Below are 20,328 nucleotides of genomic sequence, written 5' to 3'. Positions count from 1 at the left end.
AGGACAATGCGTAAAAAAGAGTTAGAGCGGTTCCAACGATACCGCTTTAACTGGAACCGCGATAAATGACCGATGAATCTCATCCAGTACGCGCGGCCGGAAACTTCTTCGGTCGCCGTCACGGCAAGCCACTGCGTCCACATCAGAACAATCTGTTTGAGGATTTGCTGCCGCGCCTTAAACTTGATCTCGATACGCGTGCACCACTGGATTTGCGAACCTTGTTCGATGCGCCAGTTGAAAATGTGCGCATGGAAATTGGCTTTGGTGGCGGGGAACATCTCCATCACGAGAGCGGACGCTATCCGAAGTCTGGCTTCATTGGCGTCGAGCCTTTCGTCAACGGCATGGCCAAGATGTTGGCTGCCCTTCATGAAGCGCCGCGAACGAATCTCCGTCTCTATGATGAAGATGCGACCGATGTGCTTGATTGGTTGCCGGATGCATCGCTTGACGGGATCGATCTTTTCTATCCCGATCCGTGGCACAAGCGCCGCCACTGGAAGCGCCGTTTTGTCAGCGATGCCAATCTCGACCGTTTCGCACGGTTGTTGAAACCGGGTGCAAAGTTCCGCTTTGCTTCCGACATTGAGCATTACGTCAACTGGACGCTGCAACACTGCCGCAGACATCCGGCTTTCGAGTGGCAGGCAGAGGGCCCGGATGATTGGAACAAAGCCTATGATGGCTGGCCGGGCACGCGTTATGAAGCCAAGGCTTTCCGTGAAGGACGCGTTGCTGCGTATCTTACTTTCATTCGCCAATAATCTATCTCGGATGCGGCTCTTGAAAAAATCCGCGCTGGCTGGTATATAAGTTTCAAATTCTTGGTCGTTTGAACAAGAGTGGGCCCTCCCGGACCCGCTCTTTTTTGTTACCTGCGACCCAGTGAAGAAGGTTTATCGAGTGAGCGAACACGAACAGGCAATTGAAACCGTAACCGCAGATGCCGTAATTGCAGACGAGCGCATCATTCGCGAAACGGGTCTTGATGCAAAAGTGGCATCCATTGTGGAACCAGTGATCAATACGCTGGGTTTCCGCCTCGTGCGTGTGCGCCTTTCTGGCCTCAATGGGCAGACTTTGCAGATCATGGCAGAGCGTCCTGATGGCACGATGACCGTTGAAGATTGTGAATTGTTGAGCCGCACTGTGGCTCCAGTTCTCGATGTGGAAGATCCACTCAGCGGCAAGTATCATCTTGAAATTTCGTCGCCGGGTATTGATCGCCCGATGGTTCGCAAGTCCGATTTTACCAATTGGGCCGGTCATGTTGCCAAGCTTGAAACATCGATTGTTCACGAAGGACGCAAGAAGTTTCGTGGTCGCATTGTGATTGATGAAGCCGCGCCGGACGATTCGGTTGTGATTGAAAGCGATCAGATTTCTTACGGAAACGAACCAGTTGTTCGCATCCCGTTCGATCTGATTTCTGATGCGCGTTTGGTTCTGACCGATGATCTGATCCGCGATGCGTTGCGCAAGGACAAGGCTGCACGCGAAGGCCGCATTCCCGGAGATATTCTGGATGGCGATCTGAGCGAAGGCGCCAATGAAAATACGGAAGAAGCCGGATCGGCTGAATCCGAAACTGAAAAGTAATAAGTTTCAAAGTGAGTTTCAGGCGTCCGGCTCTCAAAGAAGAACGGATGCGTCACCAAGGAGAGACCTATGGCAGTCAGTGCAAACAGGCTGGAACTTCTGCAGATCGCCGACGCGGTCGCACGCGAGAAGTCGATTGACCGCGAGATTGTTCTCTCGGCCATGGCCGATGCTATCCAGAAGGCCGCACGTTCGCGTTACGGTCAGGAAAGCAATATCCGCGCCGACATCAACGCGAAGTCCGGCGAGATCAAGCTTCAGCGTTTGCTAGAAGTTGTTGAGACCGTTGAGGACTACTCCACGCAGATTTCGCTGTTCACTGCACGCGACCGTAACCCTGATGCGCAGATTGGTGATTTCATCGCTGATCAGCTGCCACCAATGGATTTCGGCCGTATTGCTGCCCAGTCGGCCAAGCAGGTTATCGTGCAGAAAGTGCGCGAAGCCGAGCGTGACCGTCAGTATGACGAATTCAAGGACCGTGTCGGCGAAATCGCTAACGGTACCGTTAAGCGCGTTGAATATGGCAATGTGATCGTTGATCTTGGTCGTGGCGAAGCAATAGTACGTCGTGATGAACTGATCCCACGCGAAGCATTCCGCTATGGCGACCGCATCCGCGCCTATGTTTACGACGTTCGTCGCGAACAGCGCGGTCCACAGGTTTTCCTGTCGCGTACCCACCCATCTTTCATGGCGAAGCTTTTCAACATGGAAGTGCCGGAAATTTACGACGGTATTATCGAAATCAAGTCGGTCGCCCGTGATCCGGGTTCGCGCGCCAAGATCGCCGTTGTATCGCGTGATGCATCGATTGATCCGGTTGGTGCCTGCGTTGGTATGCGTGGCTCGCGTGTTCAGGCTGTTGTGGCTGAACTTCAGGGCGAAAAGATCGATATCATTCCATGGTCGCCAGATGCGGCTTCTTTCATCGTCAACGCGCTTCAGCCAGCTGAAGTTGCTAAGGTTGTTCTCGATGAAGATGCAGAACGTATTGAAGTTGTCGTTCCGAATGACCAATTATCACTGGCAATTGGTCGTCGCGGTCAGAACGTGCGCCTTGCGTCACAGCTGACTGGCTGGGACATCGACATCCTGACCGAAGACGAAGAGTCGGATCGTCGCCAGAAAGAATTTGCTGAGCGTTCGAACCTCTTCATGGATGCCCTTAACGTTGATGAAATGGTCGGTCAGGTTCTGGCTTCGGAAGGCTTTGCCTCGGTTGAGGAAATTGCTTACGTCGAACCGGCTGAAATCGCTTCTATCGAAGGTTTCGATGATGATACCGCTGGTGAAATTCAGGAACGTGCGCGTGAATTCCTGGAGCGTATCGAAAACGAACAGGATGATCGTCGTAAGGAACTGGGCGTAGAAGATGAGCTTCGCGACCTTCCGGGCCTGACGACCGCAATGCTTGTTGCTGTTGGCGAAGACGGCGTGAAGAACATCGAAGACTTTGCTGGTTATGCCGTTGACGATCTCGTTGGCTGGCGTGAACGCAAGGACGGCGAAACCGTTAATCACAGCGGTATCCTGTCTTCGTTTGATCTTTCCCGCGTTGATGCGGAACAGATGATCCTGACAGCACGTTTGAAGGCTGGCTGGATCACAGAAGACGAACTGGTCTCAACCGAGGTTGAGGAAGAAGTCGAAGCAGGCGAAGAAGAAACCGCTTCGTAAAGAAATGGAGCCGCATCGTTATCGTTGCGATGCAAATCGGACGTAAATGATGCGGCACCGCGTTCTTGTTTAGAGTTAGAGCGTTCTTCTAAGAGTTAGTTATTGTGATGTGGCGTTACCTCTGCTAGGTCGCTGCCAGTTTTGGAATTGAATAAAAGGCGGTCTATGGCAAAGCCATCATTGCGTGCGGAGCAGGATATGAACGACAGAACCTGTATCGTCACACGTGAAAGTGGTTCTGCGGATGAGCTGATCCGCTTTGTGGCTGGGCCTGATGGTTCGGTTGTGCCTGATCTTAAGCGAAACCTGCCGGGCAGGGGCTGTTGGGTTAAGGCAGAGCGGCGTCTGGTGGACGAAGCCGTCAAGCGCAAGCTGTTTGCGCGGGCGTTGAAAGAAGGTGTTACGCCGCAGGCGGATCTTGGCGCGCTGGTTGACCAGCTGCTGACGAAATCTGCCCTAGGAAGTTTGGCACTAGCACGCAAATCCGGTGCTGTGGCATCTGGTTCGACCAAGGTCGATCAGGCAATTCGCTCCGGACAAGCGGTTTTGGTATTGCATGCGAAAGAAGCGGCCTCTGATGGGGTTCGTAAATTGGATCAGGCAAGGCGCGTTGTTGTGCATATGGATGGCCCTCAAATCCCGGCCTTCACTCTTTTCGGAGTCGAAGAAATGGATTTGGCATTTGGGGGCGGAAATGTGATACATGCAGCCGTGCTCGGCGGAAGGGCAGCAGCCGGCGTCGTGCAAAGGCTGCTTTTATTGCATAGCTATCGTGGCGAAAGCCCACCAATTGAGACGGTGAGTTGAAACGGCGAATTCGAGCAGCAGTCCGACACTGCTGTGTGTGGTAAATTAGTAGAGCGGTTCTCTTAAATCCCGACGATACGGGGTCCGCTCTGGAGCATAAACCGGATGATTGGGCTGTTTGGCTCAACCGGATTATGCACTAAAGTGGATGACCGGAGCATTATCCAAAATGATTTGATTGTGTTGGATGATGCTCGGGTAAAGCGGTTGAAGCCGCGAAGGAAACGGAAACGTAATGAGCGATAAAACAAACGACGATAAGACGCTGAGCGTCAATTCCAAGAAGACGCTGACCATCAAGCGGCCAGGGGTTGAGCAGAGCACCGTGCGCCAGAATTTCAGCCACGGTCGCACAAAGGCTGTCGTCGTTGAAACGAAGAAGCGCAAATTCTCACGGCCTGATGAGAAGCCTGAAGCGGAAGTAGCAGCGGCACCAAAGCCTGCCGCTCCTGCTCCAGTTGCGAGCGCGCCTGTTGAGCCAACACCAGCACCTGTCGCTGCGGCTCCAGTGTCTGCACCAGCTCCAACTCCAGCACCTGCTGCACAAACAGCTCAGGCAGCTCCAGCTGTGGCATCGACGCCAGCTCCGACTCCAACGCCTGCGCCTGCTGCACCAGTGGCGGCAGCTCCAGTTGCAGCCGCACCTGTCGCTCCTGCACCACAGCAGCCAAAACCTGCACCAGCGGCACCGGCTTCCGCACAGCGTCCGCAGGGCACGCAGCAGCAGCGTCCCGGCCAGCAGCAGTCCCGCCCGGGTCAGCAGCAGCGTCCAGGTCAGCAGCGCCCCGGCCAGCAGTCACAGCGTCCACGCCAGTCCGATCGCTCGGGTATGGTGCTGAACACGCTGTCGAGCTCTGAAATGGATGCACGCCGCCGCGCGCTTGAAGGTGCTTTGGTTCGTGATGCCGAAGATCGCGTTCGCGCAGCTGAAGAAGCCAAGCGTCGTGCAGAAGAAGATGCGCGTCGTGCTAAGGAACGTGAAGAATCAGCTCGCCGTCAGGCAGAGGAAGAAGCACGCCTGAAGAGCGAAGCAGAAGCCAAGGCTCGTGCCGCAGCAGAAGCTGCAAAGCGCGCTCCACAGGCAGCTGGTCGTCCGGAACAGCGCGGCGATTCCCGCCCTCCACAGGGTGCACGTCCGCAGCAGTCGGGTCGTCCGCCACAGGGTGGTCGTCCACAGCAGGGCGCACGTCCAGCGTCGCCAGCGATCGCAGACGTTATTCCAACGGCCAACAAGCCATTGCCACAGAGCCAGCAGCGTAAGCCAGGTGCAGGTCAGGACGATGATGATCGTCGTGGTCCATCGACCGCGCGTCGCGGCACACCTGCGAAGCCTGAAGTGCGTACACCAAAGGTCACCAAGACCGATGATGATCGTCGTCGTGGCAAGCTGACAATTTCCAGCAATCTGGAAGATGAAGGCCGTTCGCGTTCGCTTTCAGCGATGCGTCGTCGTCAGGAAAAGTTCAAGCGTTCGCAGATGCAGGAAACCCGCGAGAAGATTTCTCGTGAAGTTATCGTGCCTGAAACCATTACGCTTCAGGAACTTGCACAGCGCATGACCGAACGTTCAGTTGATATCATCAAGTACCTGATGAAACAGGGCCAGATGATGAAGCCAGGCGATGTGATCGATGCGGATATGGCGCAGCTGATCGCTGAAGAGTTCGGCCATACCGTTAAGCGTGTTGCTGAATCGGACGTTGAAGAAGGTATCTTCGACGTGGCTGATGACGCGGCTGCTCAGGTTTCGCGTCCTCCGGTTGTCACCATCATGGGTCACGTCGATCACGGTAAGACATCGCTGCTCGATGCTATTCGTCAGGCCAATGTGGTTTCTGGCGAAGCTGGTGGTATCACACAGCATATCGGTGCTTATCAGGTCGAACAGAACGGCCATAAGATCACCTTTATCGATACGCCGGGCCACGCTGCGTTTACCGCAATGCGTGCTCGTGGTGCACAGGCAACTGACATCGCCATTCTGGTGGTTGCGGCTGACGACAGCGTGATGCCGCAGACGATTGAATCGATCAGCCATGCTAAGGCCGCTGGCGTGCCGATCATTGTTGCAATCAACAAGATCGATAAGCCGGAAGCTGATGCGCAGAAGGTTCGTACACAGCTGCTTCAGCACGATGTGTTCGTTGAATCGCTCGGCGGTGAAATTCTCGACGTAGAAGTTTCGGCTAAGAAGAAACTCAACCTCGATAAGCTGCTTGAAGCAGTTCTGTTGCAGGCTGAAATCCTTGATCTCAAGGCTGATGCGGCCCGTACTGCAGAAGGCGTCGTTATCGAAGCTCAGCTCGACCGCGGTCGTGGTTCGGTTGCGACCGTTCTGGTTCAGAAGGGTACGCTGCGCCCGGGCGATATTATCGCTGCTGGTAATGAGTGGGGCCGCGTGCGTGCTCTGGTCAACGACCATGGCGAACACGTTAAGGAAGCTGGCCCTGCAATGCCTGTTGAAGTTCTCGGACTTCAGGGTACGCCACAGGCTGGTGACCGTTTCGCGGTTGTTGCCAACGAAGCCAAGGCTCGTGAAATTGCTGATTATCGCCAGCGTCTTGCTCGCGATAAGGCTGTTGCACGTCAGACTGGTCAGCGCGGTTCGCTTGAACAGATGATGAGCCAGTTGCAGGTTAATGGCACCAAGGAATTCCCGCTTGTCATCAAGGGTGACGTGCAGGGTTCGGTCGAAGCGATTATCTCTGCTCTCGAAAAGCTTGGTACTGACGAAGTTCGTGCACGTATCGTTCATTCGGGTGCAGGCGGTATCACGGAAAGCGACGTGTCGCTGGCCGAAGCCTCGAATGCTGCAATCATCGGCTTTAACGTTCGTGCCAATAAGCAGGCACGCAGCTTGGCTGATCAGCAGGGCACCGAAATTCGCTACTACAACATCATCTACGATCTGATCGAAGATGTGAAAGCTGCGATGTCGGGTCTTCTGTCGCCAGAACGTCGTGAAACCTTCATTGGTAATGCTGAGATTCTCGAAGTCTTCAACATCACCAAGGTTGGCAAGGTTGCTGGTTGCCGCGTCATCGACGGTAAGGTCGAACGTGGTGCAGGCGTCCGCCTCATCCGTGACAACGTGGTTATCCACGAAGGCAAGCTCAAGACACTCAAGCGCTTCAAGGACGAAGTGTCGGAAGTGCCGATGGGTCAGGAATGCGGTATGGCGTTCGAAAACTACGACGATATGCGCGCAGGCGATACAATCGAAGCGTTCCGCGTCGAACATATTACGCGTACGCTCTAATATCTTAATGCCGGACCGTCCTCGATTGGATGGTCCGGCTTTTCATTGCCCGGTTCCGAGGGTCTGACTCCCATCGCAATTGTGGTAGATTGAACTTATCAATTTGTAGCCATTTATCGGCAGGCCCGTCGGCTTGCGCGTTCATGGTTGTTTATCGAGGATAAATAATGGCACGTTCTCCCGATCCGAAAGGCTCAGGTGGTCTTTCTCAGCGCCAGCTTCGCGTGGGCGAGCAGGTACGTCACGCTTTGGCACAGGTTCTTCAGCGCGGTGAAATCCGCGATGATCTGCTTGAGCGTACGGTTATTTCTGTTTCAGAAGTGCGCATGTCGCCGGATCTGAAAATCGCGACCTGTTTCATCACGCCGCTCGGCAGCACAGATGTGCAGGCGGTCATTAAGGCATTGGCTTCAAATGCGAAGTTTATTCGCGGTCGCATTGCGCCAAGCCTGAGCCAAATGAAATACATGCCGGAATTCCGCTTCCGGCCTGACACAAGCTTCGACAATTTTTCCAAGATAGATGCGCTTCTGCGTTCGCCAGAAGTAGCGCGCGATCTTGGACGTAATGAAAATGATGAAGACGGTGAAAGTGACGACGCTTCCCGCAATGGAGACGCATAAAGCATGGCAAGACGGGGCAAGAAAAAAGGCCGTCCGGTTTCTGGCTGGGTTATTTTCGACAAGCCAAAAGGCATGGGTTCAACGGAAGCCGTTTCAAAAATCAAGTGGCTGTTCAATGCAGAAAAAGCCGGACACGCCGGTACACTCGATCCGCTTGCATCCGGCATGTTGCCAATTGCACTTGGTGAAGCCACCAAAACCGTGCCTTATGTTATGGATGGCACCAAGGTTTACCGCTTCACAGTGACCTGGGGTGAAGAACGCTCGACGGACGATCTGGAAGGCGTTGCCACAAAGAACTCCGACAACCGCCCATCGCGCGCGGATGTTGAAGCTCTGTTGCCAAACTACACAGGCGTTATCTCTCAGATTCCGCCGCAGTTTTCCGCCATCAAGATTGGCGGCGAACGCGCCTATGATCTGGCACGCGAAGGCGAAACAGTCGTCATTCCAGCGCGCGAAGTCGAAATCGACCGTTTGGAAATCGTTGAATTTCCTGATGCAGATCGCACCGAATTTGAAGTCGAATGCTCCAAGGGCACCTATGTTCGCTCGCTTGCGCGCGATATGGGCCGCGATCTTGGCTGCTTCGGCCATATTTCGGACCTTCGTCGCATTGAAGTAGCACCCTTCACTGATGAGGATATGGTAACGCTGGCAGAGCTTGAAGAAGCATGGCCGCCGCTGCCGCCGAAGAAGGAAGAGGCCGCAGAAGATGCAGAGACCGACATTGTCGAACAGCCAGCGCCGCGCCGCGATTTTTCAGCAATCGATGCGCTCGTGATCGATACCGGTGCAGCGCTTGATTGTCTGCCGCAGGTGCCATTGAGCGATGATCAGGCCCAGCGTGTGCGTCTTGGTAATCCTGTAATTATCCGTGGACGCGATGCGCCATTGGAAGCGGACGAAGCCTGCGTAACATCGAAAGGCAAGTTGCTTGCAATTGGCTATATCGAGCAGGGTCAGTTTAAGCCAAAGCGTGTTTTCACGGCGGCTTAAAGCGCATTCCGAAAAGTGTGAAACGGTTTTCGGATAAAATGCGCGTTAGGATAAAGATTTGAGATGCGCAGACCTAATGCAAGCAGCTTGGCGCGTCTCAAATTAACCGCGATAATGCCAGCGTTTATTTGACACTGGTATTATTGCCGTTTTTGCACTATATGCCCCATCAGCGGTCTTATGAATTAATTGTGAGATCGTTTAAATGGCCCGCGCTGGACGACATCCCGGCTTGGGCGTCTCTTTTTCCTCTCATCAAGAAAGGGTGTACGATGTCGATTACTGCTGATCGCAAGCAAGCGCTTATCAAGGAATTCGCTACCAAAGAAGGCGATACCGGTTCCCCTGAAGTTCAGGTTGCCGTTCTTTCCGAGCGTATTTCGAACCTTACAGATCATTTCAAGGGCCACAAGAATGACAATCATTCGCGTCGCGGCCTTCTGAAGCTGGTTTCGCAGCGTCGTCGTCTTCTTGACTATGTCAAGGGCATCGACCAGGCACGTTACCAGGCGCTGATCACCCGTCTGGGCCTGCGCCGCTAACGGTAAAATCGGGCGACGTCTCAAAGCGTCGCCCGTTTGATTTAGAGCGCGTTTTTCAGATGCGCACTAAAGGAATACCTTAAGGCATTCTGAGAAGCGGATATCCGCTTTCCAAAAGAGAATGCGATATTTCGGGCGAATGCCCACTGACATGAGACGGCGCACATGGTGCATTCCGTCATGTCAATGCAGAGCCAAAAGGCTCAAGACCTGGACCAGTCATGGGGCAGGATTGCAGGCAGTTCGTGCCAGAGGATGTTCGCATGCGAATATTCTGACACGTAACGAACTTCCCGTTGTCTTGCCCATGGCCCGGTCTGCCAACCGGATGATGTCTTCAGACGCTTTTGCGCGGCATCTCCAAACAAGGACAAGATATGTTCAATACTCATAAAGTTGAAATCGAATGGGGCGGCCGTCCGCTGACACTCGAAACCGGCAAGATCGCACGTCAGGCTGACGGTGCAGTTCTCGCAACTTACGGCGAAACCGTCGTTCTCGCGACTGTCGTTTCTGCCAAGAGCGCAAAGCCGGGCCAGGATTTCTTCCCGCTGACCGTCAACTATCAGGAAAAGACCTACGCTGCTGGTAAGATCCCAGGTGGCTTCTTCAAGCGTGAAGGTCGTCCAAGCGAAAACGAAACACTTGTTTCGCGTCTGATCGATCGTCCGATCCGCCCGCTTTTCGTTGAAGGCTACAAGAACGAAACGCAGGTTGTTCTGACCGTTATCCAGCACGATCTGGAAAACAATCCAGACGTTCTGTCGATGGTAGCAGCATCGGCTGCGCTGACCATTTCCGGCGTTCCATTCATGGGCCCAATCGGTGGCGCACGCGTTGGTTACATCAACGGCGAATACGTCCTGAACCCGAATATCGACGAAATGCCAGAATCGAAGCTCGATCTGGTTGTTGCTGGTACTTCTGAAGCCGTTTTGATGGTTGAATCAGAAGCACAGGAACTGTCGGAAGAAATCATGCTCGGCGCCGTTGTTTTCGGCCAGAAGGGCTTCCAGCCAGTTATCGACGCGATCATCAAGCTCGCTGAAGTTGCTGCCAAGGAACCACGCGATTACCAGCCAGAAGATCTGTCGGAAATCGAAGCCAAGGTTCTTGCAGTTGTCGAAAAAGACCTGCGCGATGCCTATAAGAACACTGAAAAGCAGGCTCGCTACAACGCTGTTGACGCCGTTAAGGCTGCAGCGAAGGCGCATTTCTTCCCTGAAGGCGTTGAAGAAACAGAATTCTCGGCTGAAAAGTTCGCGACTGTTTTCAAGGAACTGCAGGCGAAAATCGTTCGCTGGAACATTCTCGACACCGGCAGCCGCATTGACGGTCGCGATCTGTCGACTGTTCGTGCAATCGTTTCCGAAGTTGGCCTTCTGCCACGTACCCACGGTTCGGCGCTGTTTACCCGTGGCGAAACACAGGCAATCGTTGTTGCGACACTTGGCACCGGCGAAGACGAACAGATGATCGATTCTTTGACTGGTACGTACAAAGAACCTTTCATGCTGCACTACAACTTCCCTCCATATTCGGTTGGTGAAACCGGCCGTATGGGTTCGCCAGGTCGTCGTGAAGTTGGTCATGGTAAGCTCGCTTGGCGCGCAATCCACCCAATGTTGCCAGCTGCTGAACAGTTCCCTTACACGATCCGTACTGTTTCTGAGATCACCGAATCCAATGGTTCGTCGTCGATGGCAACCGTTTGCGGCACATCGCTGGCTCTGATGGATGCGGGCGTTCCGATCATCCGTCCAGTAGCTGGTATTGCTATGGGTCTGATCAAGGAAGGCGATCGTTTCGCAGTTCTGTCCGACATTCTCGGTGATGAAGATCATCTCGGCGATATGGATTTCAAGGTTGCCGGTACTGAAAACGGTATCACAGCGCTTCAGATGGACATCAAGATCGACGGTATCACCGAAGAGATCATGAAGGTTGCTCTGGAACAGGCTAAGGGCGGTCGCGTTCACATTCTGGGCGAAATGGCGAAAGCTCTTTCGACCTCGCGTGAAGAACTCGGCGAATTTGCTCCACGCATCGAAGTCATGAACATTCCTACCGACAAGATCCGTGATGTTATCGGTTCGGGCGGTAAGGTTATTCGTGAAATCGTCGAAAAGACCGGCGCGAAGATCAACATCGAAGACGATGGTACGGTCAAGATCGCTTCGTCGAACGGCAAAGAAATCGAAGCCGCTAAGAAGTGGATTCACTCGATTGTTGCTGAGCCAGAAGTTGGCGAAATCTACGAAGGTACAGTTGTTAAGGCTGCTGACTTCGGCGCATTCGTAAACTTCTTCGGTCCACGCGATGGTCTGGTTCACATTTCGCAGTTGGCTTCCGACCGCGTTGCCAAGACCACTGACGTGGTTAAGGAAGGCCAGAAAGTCTGGGTCAAGCTTATGGGCTTTGACGAACGTGGCAAGGTTCGCCTGTCGATGAAGGTTGTCGATCAGGAAACCGGCAAGGAAATCGTTGCTGAAAAGAAGGCAGAAGCAGACGCTGAATAAGCGTTGAAGCTGTTGTAAGTTATCGAAAGCGCGCCCCAGAGCTAATTTGGGGCGCGCTTTTTTGTTGCACGTGAATCAATTCAAGACCATGGATGAGCCATGATGACACCAGCACAACAAACACTCTTTCTCCCTTTCTATCAGGACATTCTGGATATGCCTGAAGAAGGCCAGACCTTCCTTGCTTGCGGCTTGTCTGCCGACCGGCAGCTTGAGGATGAATGGAAGCAGGCGCTGACTTTCTTGCAGCCATGGCGTCCTGATTGGCTGGCTCTCAACAAAGAAGGCTTCAAGGCAATCCCCAGGTTGGCTCAGGAGAGCAATTTTTCCGGCGGGCTACTTCTGCTCGGAAAACACCGTGGTCGCAACGAGGCGTGGTTTGCGGAGCTTCTGGCGCGTGTTAAGCCGGGCGGCTGGATTGTCGTCTCCGGTGACAAGAAGCTCGGTGTCGATAGCTTTCGCAAATGGGTCGGCAATATTGCTGAAGTCAGCGACCGGCTATCCAAGAATCATGCGGTCGCTTTCTGGCTGCAACGTCCTGCCGATCTAGGTGACGATTTTATCAATGCATTGAAGCCGGTTGCGACTGATATTGACGATGTGTTCCGCACAGAGCCCGGCATGTTCTCGCATGGCGCTATCGACAAGGGTTCGGCGCTGCTGGTGCCGCATATGGAAAAGATCGTGTTTGGCAATGTTGCCGATCTGGGTGCTGGCTGGGGCTATTTGGCGGCGCAAAGTCTCAAACATGCCGATCGCATCAAGCAGATTGATCTTTTCGAGGCGGATTATGAAGCGCTGGAAGCGGCGCGTGGCAATCTGGAGCGTCTTGGTTCCCCCTTGCCGATGACGTTTAACTGGTTCGATGTTACAAGCGAAAAAATGACCGGCATTTACGATACGGTTATCATGAATCCGCCGTTTCACGAGGGACGTGCGACCGAAGTGTCGCTCGGTCAGACGTTCATAGCAGCCGCTGCTTCACGTCTGAAAATCGGCGGTCGTTTGCTGATGGTTGCCAACCGCCAATTGCCTTATGAGGCAACACTCAAAAGCTTGTTCAAGAATGTGAATGTGCTTGAGGACGCAAAAGGCTTCAAAATATTTGATGCTAAGAAGTGAAGCAAAAAAGCCGCCTCGAAAGGCGGCTTTTTTTATCAAGCTTATGAGACTTATTCGCCGCGCGTGTCAGCCGAACTTTTCAGTTCTTCCAGCGTTGGCATCGAAAGGATGTTGTAGCCCGAATCCACATAATGGATTTCGCCGGTTACACCGCTCGAAAGATCTGACAGCAGGTAAAGAGCCGATTTGCCAACATCATCAATGTCGACAGTGCGGCGCAGAGGCGAATTACGGCGCTGATAGCTGAAGATTGCGCGTGCATCGCCAATGCCGGCACCAGCCAGCGTGCGTACAGGGCCAGCCGAGATCGCATTGACGCGGATACCCTGCGGGCCGTAATCGGCAGCGAGATAGCGAACCATGGCTTCAAGAGCAGCTTTCGCCACGCCCATGACATTGTAGTTCGGGATTGTGCGTGTCGAGCCGCCATAGGTTAGCGTCAGGATCGAGCCGCCGTCCTTCATGAGCTTTTCTGCGCGCTGCGCCATTTCCGTGAAGGAATAGGCAGAGATCACCATGGTGCGGCTGAAATTGTCGCGTGTGGTGACGTCTGCGTAACGTCCCTTCAGCTCAGTCTTGTCCGAGAAACCGATGGCGTGAACGATGAAATCGAGCTTTCCCCATTTCTTCTCGATTTCAGCGAAAACGGCATCAACCGAAGCAATGTCTTCAACATCGCAAGGCAGCACCATATCCGAGCCAACCTGTTCGGCCAGCGGTTTAACACGTTTGCCAAGTGCATCGCCCTGATAGGTGAAAGCGAGTTCGGCACCCTGTGCTGCGAGTTGCTTAGAAATTCCCCAGGCGAGTGAGTGGTTATTCGCGACCCCCATAATGAGGCCGCGTTTGCCTTGCATCAAACCTTGCATATTGTCCCTCTCCATCAGCTCTGATAGCGCTGGAACACCAGCGTTGCATTGGTGCCGCCAAATCCAAAGGAATTGGAAAGCACTGTATTGAGCTGAGCATTGTCGATGCGCTTGCGAACGATAGGCATGTCCGCGAAGGCAGGATCCAGTTCTTCGATATGAGCGCTTTCGCAGATGAAGTTATTCTGCATCATCAAAAGCGAGTAGATAGCTTCCTGAACGCCTGTGGCACCCAAAGAGTGGCCAGTCAGCGACTTGGTTGCCGCAATCGGCGGGCAGGCATCGCCTGAACCAAATACCTGACGGATCGCTTCGATTTCAGGAGCGTCGCCAGCAGGGGTCGAGGTTGCATGCGGGTTGATGTAATCAATCTTGCCCTTGACGGTCGAGAGCGCCATTTTCATGCAACGGATCGCGCCTTCACCCGATGGAGCGACCATGTCGTAACCATCCGATGTTGCACCATAGCCGACGATTTCGCCGTAAATCTTGGCACCACGAGCAAGCGCGGTTTCGAGGTCTTCCAGCACGAGAACGCCTGCACCACCGGCAATAACAAAACCGTCGCGGTTTTTGTCGTAAGCGCGCGAAGCCGTCGAAGGTGTGTCGTTATATTTCGACGACATAGCACCCATGGCGTCGAACAGCACTGAAAGCGTCCAGTCGAGGTCTTCACAGCCACCAGCGAAAACGCGGTCCTGCTTGCCATACTGGATCATTTCATAGGCATTGCCGATACAATGGTTCGATGTCGCACAAGCGGACGAGATCGAATAATTGACGCCCTTGATCTTGAAGAACGTTGCAAGCGTTGCCGAAGCTGTTGAGCTCATGGCTTTTGGCACGGCAAAAGGTCCGACGCGCTTTGGGCCTTTTTCACGGGTGATGTCGGCAGAATCGACAATGGTGCGTGTCGAAGGACCGCCCGAACCCATGATGATGCCGGTACGATCGTTGGAGACTTCCTCCTCCGAAAGACCTGCATCGGCAATTGCCTGATCCATGGCGACATGATTCCATGCAGTACCACGACCATGAAAACGCATGGCGCGGCGATCTACGAGCGCCTCGACATCGATCTTTGGAATGCCGTGAACCTGGCAACGGAAACCAAGCTCGCCATATTCTTCAGCACGGGAAATGCCGGATCTGGCTTCACGCAAAGAGGTCGTAACCTCTTCAGTGTTGTTTCCAATCGAGGATACAATCCCCATACCCGTTACGACCACACGCCGCATCGCGTTCTCCTTTACACCTGTTCCGTGTGATCAACCCGTATGAGTTGACCCTTGTTCCCGGTTACATAGGTGCGATCTTCGCATATTTTGAGCGCGGCCGCATGAAAACTCGTCATTTTCTGCGTCCGCGCCCGTGAATGTTGTATGAATTAAGCGCCGTCGCTGTCTTTGGACAGGCCGACGCGCAGGTCGCTCGCCTTATAGATGGTCTCGCCATCAGCCTTGAGCCAGCCATCGGCTGTGCCAAGAACAAGGCGACCACGCATGACGCGCTTGAAGTCGATTCCGTATTGCAGAAGCTTTGTGTGCGGGCGAACCATGCCCTTGAACTTCACTTCGCCGGTCGAAAGCGCCATACCGCGACCCGGCTCGCCGAGCCAGCCGAGAAAGAAGCCCGTCAGCTGCCACATGCCGTCGAGGCCAAGGCAGCCCGGCATGATTGGATTGCCCTGAAAATGGCATGGGAAATACCAGTCATCGGGGCTGACATCGTATTCAGCACGGATATAGCCCTTGTCGAACTCTCCGCCGGTTTCGGAAATTTCGGTGATGCGGTGCACCATCAGCATTGGCGGCAGGGGGAGCTGTGCATTACCGGGACCGAACAACTCGCCACGTGCGCAGCTGAGGAGCTCTTCATACCCGTAGCTCGATTTCTGTTCTGCCATTACGCCTCCCTTGAGGGTTATTCTTGTGATGGCTCCTGTGTTTCAGGAACGATCGCGTTTCATCAATTCGGGAACACCTCTATCATAGAGTGTTTCCATCAGTAAAATAGTGAGCGAGGTTTTCCAAAAAAAGGCGGAATTACCAAGCCTATTGATACTTAATTCGCAACGGCATATATCAATGTCAGTAGGCAATGGGCAACAGCCCGTTTAATCTTTGACGAAATTGCTACAAGCTTGTGACGGATCCAAGGGTGAATATGCAGAATTATCATGCCAGCCACTCGATGGTTTCAATGGAAGAGCGCCTTCGCGGCGCGGGTTTGCGCCCGACGCGCCAGCGTGTTTCGCTTGCCAGCCTGATCTATGCTCAGGGTGATCGCCATCTTTCCGCTGAAGACCTTCATGAAGAAGCAGTCCTCGCGAATGTGCCAGTATCGCTTGCAACTGTTTACAACACACTGCACCAGTTTACCGAAGCCGGTATGCTGCGCATCATCGCGGTTGAAGGTTCGAAAACCTATTTCGACACCAATATCTCCGATCACCAGCACTTCTTCCTCGAAGGTGAAAATGTTGTGTTCGATATTCCGCATGGTGAGCGCGGCCAGCCAACGGTTTCCAATATGCCCATCGCACCAGAAGGCATGGAAATCGTCAATGTGGACATTATCGTCCGCCTTCGTCGTAAAACGCGATAAGTTATTTGGTAAAAGTTTCTAAGAAGGCGGCCTTTTGGGGCCGCTTTTTTGTTGCGCATCTTAGCCTAAAGTGATTCACCCAAAGCATTCCTTTTAACTGGCGCATCTCATCTTGGACCTCCCAATCCGCATGAATGCGCCGATAACAATTTGACTGGAGACGCCCATGCGCAAGCTGATCATTGCTGCTACCGCTTTTGCCCTGTTCTCAACCGCAAGTGCTTTTGCTGAGAAAATTCGCATTGGTGTAACGCCCGGACCGCATGCGCAGATCATGGAAAAGGTTAAGGAAGTCGCTGCGACTAAAGGAATGGAAATCGATATTCAGGAATTTTCTGATTATGTGATTCCCAACATGGCGCTGGCTGACAAAGCGCTTGAAGCCAATTCCTTCCAGCATCAGCCATATCTCGATAATCAGGTTGCAGATCGCGGATTTCCGATTGAAACGGTAGCGCCAACGGTCAACTTCCCGATGGGCCTCTATTCAAGCAAGCTGAAAAACATCTCGGAACTGGCAGATGGTGCAACCATCGCGATCCCGAATGATCCGACCAATGGTGGTCGTGCACTTCTGGTGCTGGCAGACAACGGTTTGATTAAGCTCGATGCGTCAAAGGGCCTGAAGGTCACGTCGATTGACGTAACGGAAAACCCAAAGAAGCTGAAATTTGTGGAACTGGATGCTGCGCAATTGCCGCGCTCGCTTGAAGATGTCGACGCTGCGGTCATCAATACTAATTATGCGCTGGAAGCAGGTCTTGATCCGGCAGCAGGCGCATTAATCCGCGAAGGCGAAAAGGCACCTTATGTTAATGTGCTCGTTGTGCGTACCGAAGACAAGGATGCTGATTGGGTGAAGACGCTGGTCAGCAGCTATCACAGCCCGGAAGTGAAGCAGTTTATCGCTGATACATTCAAGGGCTCGGTCATTCCGGCCTGGTAAGGTTCGATAGAAAAAGCGGCTTTCGAGCCGCTTTTTTGTATTCTTTAATCAAAGACCTCGTCCGGATAAACGCCCCAGAGGTCAGACTGTCTAATCCAGCCGCGTGTGCCCTGAATATCCATCCGGCACCACTGGCCATTGCATTCGCGTGCGGTGCCGACGACATTTGGTTCAACTTCGGCTGACAGGCCCGAAGTTTCGCTCGGATCGCGGCGCATGGTAATCATCGCGCCCTGATCGTTTTTAAGCCATGGCGCGGTGATTGCGGTCCGCTTGCCCGATAGCAACGACTGGTAGACCCAGCCTTCTGTGCCGTCAGCATCGCGGATACGGCGCCAGTTATCATATTCCTGAATGATTTCGACTGGCAGTCCGGCTTTCATAAACAGCCATGACACCGCATAGTCGCGTCCCGGACCTATGCGCAGATTAACGCGCGCTGGCTTGAGACTGACAAAGCGAGGGACAGGCAGGCCGCTTGCACCCAGAGGTGTGGCGGATTGCTCCTGCGCATTGGCGCCGTGCTTGTGCGATGCCAGCAATGGCGCACCAACCAGCAGCAGAGCAATGCTGCAAAGCGTTGCGATAAAAAAGCGTTGCGAAAGTACCCGGTACAATTCTGACCTCTCGCTGTCCTGTCATGTGGGGCAATTTCAGGACTAGGGGAGGGGCGTCTGAAACTGCGGAATGAATAAATTGCGCGGTTGCCCGCATTTGATGCCGCTCTCGCGGTTCTGTTTTTCTTTGTCTTTGCAGCGCCACCTTGCTAGAGATGAGCAACTGAAGCAAAATCGCATATTGCACCTTCTTGGTTAAGGAGGTCTCAACGTGTGAAACGGCAGGGCAGGTTTCCTGAGAAATCCGTAAGCCTTTTACCGCTGGCTTTGCTCAAAAAATGGGGTGGAGATGTCGAACAAGAAAAAACCACTGGTGGTACTGACCCGGAAACTGCCCGACCCGGTGGAAACCCGAATGCGGGAACTGTTCGACACACGCCTGAATATAGATGACCATCGCATGTCGCAGCCCGAAATTATCGCTGCGATGAAAGAAGCCGATGTTCTGGTGCCCTGCATCACCGATGTGATTGATGCGGCAGCCATTGAGCAGGCTGGTCCCAATCTCAAGCTAATCGCAAATTTTGGTAATGGTGTTGATAATATCGATGTTGCAGCCGCTGCAAAGCGCGGCATCACCGTCACCAACACGGCCAATGTGCTGACCGAAGACACCGCCGATATGACGCTGGCACTTCTGCTGATGGTGCCGCGCCGTCTGGTGGAAGGCGCGAATGTACTGAACGAGCGCGATGGTGAGTGGCCGGGCTGGTCGCCGACATGGATGCTCGGACGCCGTATCTGGGGCAAGCGCCTCGGCATTGTCGGCATGGGCCGAATCGGAACGGCAGTCGCCCGCCGCGCCAAGGCTTTTGGCCTGTCGATCCATTATCACAACCGTAAGCGGGTTAACGCACAGGTTGAGGAAGAGCTGGAAGCGACCTATTGGGACAGTCTCGATCAGATGCTGGCCCGTATGGACATTATTTCGGTCAATTGTCCGTCAACACCAGCGACATTCCATCTGCTCTCAGCGCGGCGCATCGCGCTGATGCAGCCAACCGCCTATCTGGTCAACACATCGCGCGGTCAGATCATTGATGAAAATGCGCTGGTCGATCTGATCGAACAGGGTAAGATCGCCGGTGCCGGGCTTGATGTGTTCGAGCATGAGCCAGCCGCCAATACACGCCTGTTGTCGCTGGCCGAAAAGGGCAAGGTCGTGCTGCTGCCGCATATGGGGTCGGCCACGATTGAAGGTCGTGTCGATATGGGCGACAAGGTCATCATCAATATCAGAGCGTTTTTTGACGGCCATCGCCCGCCGGATCGTGTGCTGCCGAACCGTATTTAATTATTTGCTGGCGGTTACAGGATCGTTCTGTTCGTTGCCAGCAATAAATTTCAGGACCGCATGCGCGTAAAGCCTTGGATTCTCAGCCGGAACGCCATGGCCCGAATCGGGTAAAATAATCAGGCTGGCACCCGGAATATGATGCGCCATAAATTCGGTATGCTCGCGCGTAATCGCCGTATCGCGATCACCGATCACAATTGCTGTGCGCACATTTATCTTTGACAGATCATCCGCGCTGTAATTCGGCTCATTGGCCCAAAGCGCATGGATTTCTTTATCGATGCTTTCATAATGGCGCAGCTCAGGCACAGGCTTACCCTCGGCTCGCGCTAGCGCATAGCCGGTAGAGCCTTCCGGTGACACATTGGCCGCCTGCGCAAATACGCTTTTCAACCTGTCAGGATAGCGCATCGCCATGATGAGGCCGATAATGCCGCCATCGCTCCAGCCAACAAGGTCAACCTTGTCGATCTTGAGATAATCGAGCAGTGCAACATAGTCGTCGGCCATAAGTTCATAGGTGAGTGGTTCGGTGGTGCGGGTCGATCGCCCCTGTCCACGACTGTCAGCAACGATGACTGTGTGATGTTGCGCGAGAATCGGCAGTTGCGCATCCCAGACATGCTGGTCGGATAGGCCGCCATGAATAAGCAGAATCGGCGATCCCTTACCGATAACGCGATAATACATGTCGATGCCGTTAACGCTGGCGAAGCTCGCTGGTGCAGCAGTTATGGTCATGCGGGCGATTCTTTCAAAGGAGACAGCAGAAGGGAAAAAGGCTGTGAGGCTGAGTACCAGCCCTGCAATCCATAATGTCCCTTTGCTCTTCATCGTCT

General features: G+C 53.7%; 18 protein-coding genes. 13 read left to right on the top strand and 5 right to left on the bottom strand.

Translation table 11 applies throughout. From position 1 onward, the window contains the following. The first annotated feature begins 65 nt into the window (after positions 1 to 65). The 10 genes from ACOZHT_RS05065 to ACOZHT_RS05020 all read left to right on the top strand — a co-directional run bounded on the left by ACOZHT_RS05065 (position 66) and on the right by ACOZHT_RS05020 (position 13,153). Positions 66 to 767, top strand: a complete 702-nt coding sequence (locus tag ACOZHT_RS05065) for a tRNA (guanosine(46)-N(7))-methyltransferase TrmB (protein ID WP_339509172.1) — start codon at positions 66 to 68, stop codon at positions 765 to 767. Between the two features lie 139 nt (positions 768 to 906). Continuing rightward, positions 907 to 1,602 carry a ribosome maturation factor RimP gene (rimP, locus tag ACOZHT_RS05060; protein WP_339509173.1) on the top strand — a complete coding sequence of 232 codons (696 nt, stop codon included), beginning with the start codon at positions 907 to 909 and terminating at the stop codon, positions 1,600 to 1,602. Between the two features lie 69 nt (positions 1,603 to 1,671). Continuing rightward, on the top strand, positions 1,672 to 3,282 hold the full coding sequence (nusA, locus tag ACOZHT_RS05055; RefSeq protein WP_339509174.1) for a transcription termination factor NusA: 1,611 nt from the start codon (positions 1,672 to 1,674) through the stop codon (positions 3,280 to 3,282). A gap of 165 nt (positions 3,283 to 3,447) precedes the next feature. Beyond that, positions 3,448 to 4,089 carry an RNA-binding protein gene (locus ACOZHT_RS05050; protein WP_339509175.1) on the top strand — a complete coding sequence of 214 codons (642 nt, stop codon included), beginning with the start codon at positions 3,448 to 3,450 and terminating at the stop codon, positions 4,087 to 4,089. A gap of 235 nt (positions 4,090 to 4,324) precedes the next feature. Further along, positions 4,325 to 7,348: a translation initiation factor IF-2 gene (gene infB, locus ACOZHT_RS05045; protein WP_421565355.1), complete on the top strand. Its 3,024-nt coding sequence runs from the start codon at positions 4,325 to 4,327 to the stop codon at positions 7,346 to 7,348. Between the two features lie 167 nt (positions 7,349 to 7,515). Next, complete coding sequence (gene rbfA / locus ACOZHT_RS05040; RefSeq protein WP_339509177.1) at positions 7,516 to 7,971, top strand: 30S ribosome-binding factor RbfA; 456 nt, start codon at positions 7,516 to 7,518, stop codon at positions 7,969 to 7,971. Positions 7,972 to 7,974: 3 nt separating this feature from the next. After that, on the top strand, positions 7,975 to 8,970 hold the full coding sequence (gene truB / locus ACOZHT_RS05035) for a tRNA pseudouridine(55) synthase TruB (protein WP_339509178.1): 996 nt from the start codon (positions 7,975 to 7,977) through the stop codon (positions 8,968 to 8,970). 272 nt (positions 8,971 to 9,242) lie between these two features. Next, on the top strand, positions 9,243 to 9,512 hold the full coding sequence (gene rpsO / locus ACOZHT_RS05030) for a 30S ribosomal protein S15 (RefSeq protein WP_339509179.1): 270 nt from the start codon (positions 9,243 to 9,245) through the stop codon (positions 9,510 to 9,512). 377 nt (positions 9,513 to 9,889) lie between these two features. Further along, positions 9,890 to 12,031 (top strand): polyribonucleotide nucleotidyltransferase, encoded by a 2,142-nt coding sequence (gene pnp / locus ACOZHT_RS05025; protein ID WP_339509180.1) that lies wholly within the window; start codon positions 9,890 to 9,892, stop codon positions 12,029 to 12,031. A gap of 99 nt (positions 12,032 to 12,130) precedes the next feature. Further along, entirely contained in the window at positions 12,131 to 13,153 is a 1,023-nt protein-coding gene (locus ACOZHT_RS05020) for a class I SAM-dependent methyltransferase (RefSeq protein WP_339509181.1), read from the top strand. A 50-nt stretch (positions 13,154 to 13,203) separates the two neighbouring features. Here the strand turns inward: ACOZHT_RS05020 and fabI are convergent, their stop codons facing one another. The 3 genes from fabI to fabA form a co-directional block, all read right to left on the bottom strand. Continuing rightward, positions 13,204 to 14,022 (bottom strand): enoyl-ACP reductase FabI, encoded by an 819-nt coding sequence (gene fabI, locus ACOZHT_RS05015; protein WP_339509182.1) that lies wholly within the window; start codon positions 14,020 to 14,022, stop codon positions 13,204 to 13,206. 14 nt (positions 14,023 to 14,036) lie between these two features. Next, positions 14,037 to 15,260, bottom strand: a complete 1,224-nt coding sequence (gene fabB, locus ACOZHT_RS05010) for a beta-ketoacyl-ACP synthase I (RefSeq protein WP_339509183.1) — start codon at positions 15,258 to 15,260, stop codon at positions 14,037 to 14,039. Positions 15,261 to 15,409: 149 nt separating this feature from the next. Next, positions 15,410 to 15,928: a 3-hydroxyacyl-[acyl-carrier-protein] dehydratase FabA gene (gene fabA, locus ACOZHT_RS05005; protein ID WP_339509184.1), complete on the bottom strand. Its 519-nt coding sequence runs from the start codon at positions 15,926 to 15,928 to the stop codon at positions 15,410 to 15,412. Between the two features lie 260 nt (positions 15,929 to 16,188). Here fabA and irrA point away from each other — a divergent pair, with 260 nt between their 5' ends. Beyond that, on the top strand, positions 16,189 to 16,629 hold the full coding sequence (gene irrA / locus ACOZHT_RS05000) for an iron response transcriptional regulator IrrA (RefSeq protein ID WP_339509510.1): 441 nt from the start codon (positions 16,189 to 16,191) through the stop codon (positions 16,627 to 16,629). A 166-nt stretch (positions 16,630 to 16,795) separates the two neighbouring features. After that, on the top strand, positions 16,796 to 17,575 hold the full coding sequence (locus tag ACOZHT_RS04995) for a MetQ/NlpA family ABC transporter substrate-binding protein (protein WP_339509185.1): 780 nt from the start codon (positions 16,796 to 16,798) through the stop codon (positions 17,573 to 17,575). A 44-nt stretch (positions 17,576 to 17,619) separates the two neighbouring features. Here ACOZHT_RS04995 and ACOZHT_RS04990 read toward each other — a convergent pair whose 3' ends face one another. Further along, on the bottom strand, positions 17,620 to 18,192 hold the full coding sequence (locus ACOZHT_RS04990) for an SH3 domain-containing protein (RefSeq protein ID WP_339509186.1): 573 nt from the start codon (positions 18,190 to 18,192) through the stop codon (positions 17,620 to 17,622). A 289-nt stretch (positions 18,193 to 18,481) separates the two neighbouring features. On the opposite strand from ACOZHT_RS04990, the gene ACOZHT_RS04985 reads away from it, so the two are divergent. Further along, positions 18,482 to 19,486: a D-glycerate dehydrogenase gene (locus ACOZHT_RS04985; protein WP_339509187.1), complete on the top strand. Its 1,005-nt coding sequence runs from the start codon at positions 18,482 to 18,484 to the stop codon at positions 19,484 to 19,486. Here ACOZHT_RS04985 and ACOZHT_RS04980 read toward each other — a convergent pair whose 3' ends face one another. Beyond that, on the bottom strand, positions 19,487 to 20,323 hold the full coding sequence (locus ACOZHT_RS04980; RefSeq protein ID WP_339509188.1) for an alpha/beta hydrolase: 837 nt from the start codon (positions 20,321 to 20,323) through the stop codon (positions 19,487 to 19,489). Between the last annotated feature and the right edge of the window lie 5 nt (positions 20,324 to 20,328).

It is taken from the genome of Ochrobactrum sp. EDr1-4 (genome assembly GCF_049199085.1).
In the GTDB taxonomy this organism is placed as follows: Bacteria; Pseudomonadota; Alphaproteobacteria; order Rhizobiales; family Rhizobiaceae; genus Brucella.
The sequence above is the reverse complement of the archived record's forward strand: the minus strand, read 5'-3'. Positions and strand labels throughout refer to the sequence as shown.

Excerpts from the sequence above, each read along its gene's own strand:
- pnp (WP_339509180.1), top strand. The coding sequence starts at position 9,890 with ATGTTCAATACTCATAAAGTTGAAATCGAATGGGGCGGCCGTCCGCTG.
- rpsO (WP_339509179.1), top strand. The coding sequence starts at position 9,243 with ATGTCGATTACTGCTGATCGCAAGCAAGCGCTTATCAAGGAATTCGCT.
- ACOZHT_RS04985 (WP_339509187.1), top strand. The coding sequence starts at position 18,482 with ATGTCGAACAAGAAAAAACCACTGGTGGTACTGACCCGGAAACTGCCC.
- irrA (WP_339509510.1), top strand. The coding sequence starts at position 16,189 with ATGCAGAATTATCATGCCAGCCACTCGATGGTTTCAATGGAAGAGCGC.
- rbfA (WP_339509177.1), top strand. The coding sequence starts at position 7,516 with ATGGCACGTTCTCCCGATCCGAAAGGCTCAGGTGGTCTTTCTCAGCGC.
- fabB (WP_339509183.1), bottom strand. The coding sequence starts at position 15,260 with ATGCGGCGTGTGGTCGTAACGGGTATGGGGATTGTATCCTCGATTGGA.
- infB (WP_421565355.1), top strand. The coding sequence starts at position 4,325 with ATGAGCGATAAAACAAACGACGATAAGACGCTGAGCGTCAATTCCAAG.
- ACOZHT_RS05050 (WP_339509175.1), top strand. The coding sequence starts at position 3,448 with ATGGCAAAGCCATCATTGCGTGCGGAGCAGGATATGAACGACAGAACC.
- fabI (WP_339509182.1), bottom strand. The coding sequence starts at position 14,022 with ATGCAAGGTTTGATGCAAGGCAAACGCGGCCTCATTATGGGGGTCGCG.
- ACOZHT_RS04980 (WP_339509188.1), bottom strand. The coding sequence starts at position 20,323 with ATGAAGAGCAAAGGGACATTATGGATTGCAGGGCTGGTACTCAGCCTC.
- ACOZHT_RS04995 (WP_339509185.1), top strand. The coding sequence starts at position 16,796 with ATGCGCAAGCTGATCATTGCTGCTACCGCTTTTGCCCTGTTCTCAACC.
- nusA (WP_339509174.1), top strand. The coding sequence starts at position 1,672 with ATGGCAGTCAGTGCAAACAGGCTGGAACTTCTGCAGATCGCCGACGCG.
- ACOZHT_RS05065 (WP_339509172.1), top strand. The coding sequence starts at position 66 with ATGACCGATGAATCTCATCCAGTACGCGCGGCCGGAAACTTCTTCGGT.
- fabA (WP_339509184.1), bottom strand. The coding sequence starts at position 15,928 with ATGGCAGAACAGAAATCGAGCTACGGGTATGAAGAGCTCCTCAGCTGC.
- ACOZHT_RS05020 (WP_339509181.1), top strand. The coding sequence starts at position 12,131 with ATGATGACACCAGCACAACAAACACTCTTTCTCCCTTTCTATCAGGAC.
- truB (WP_339509178.1), top strand. The coding sequence starts at position 7,975 with ATGGCAAGACGGGGCAAGAAAAAAGGCCGTCCGGTTTCTGGCTGGGTT.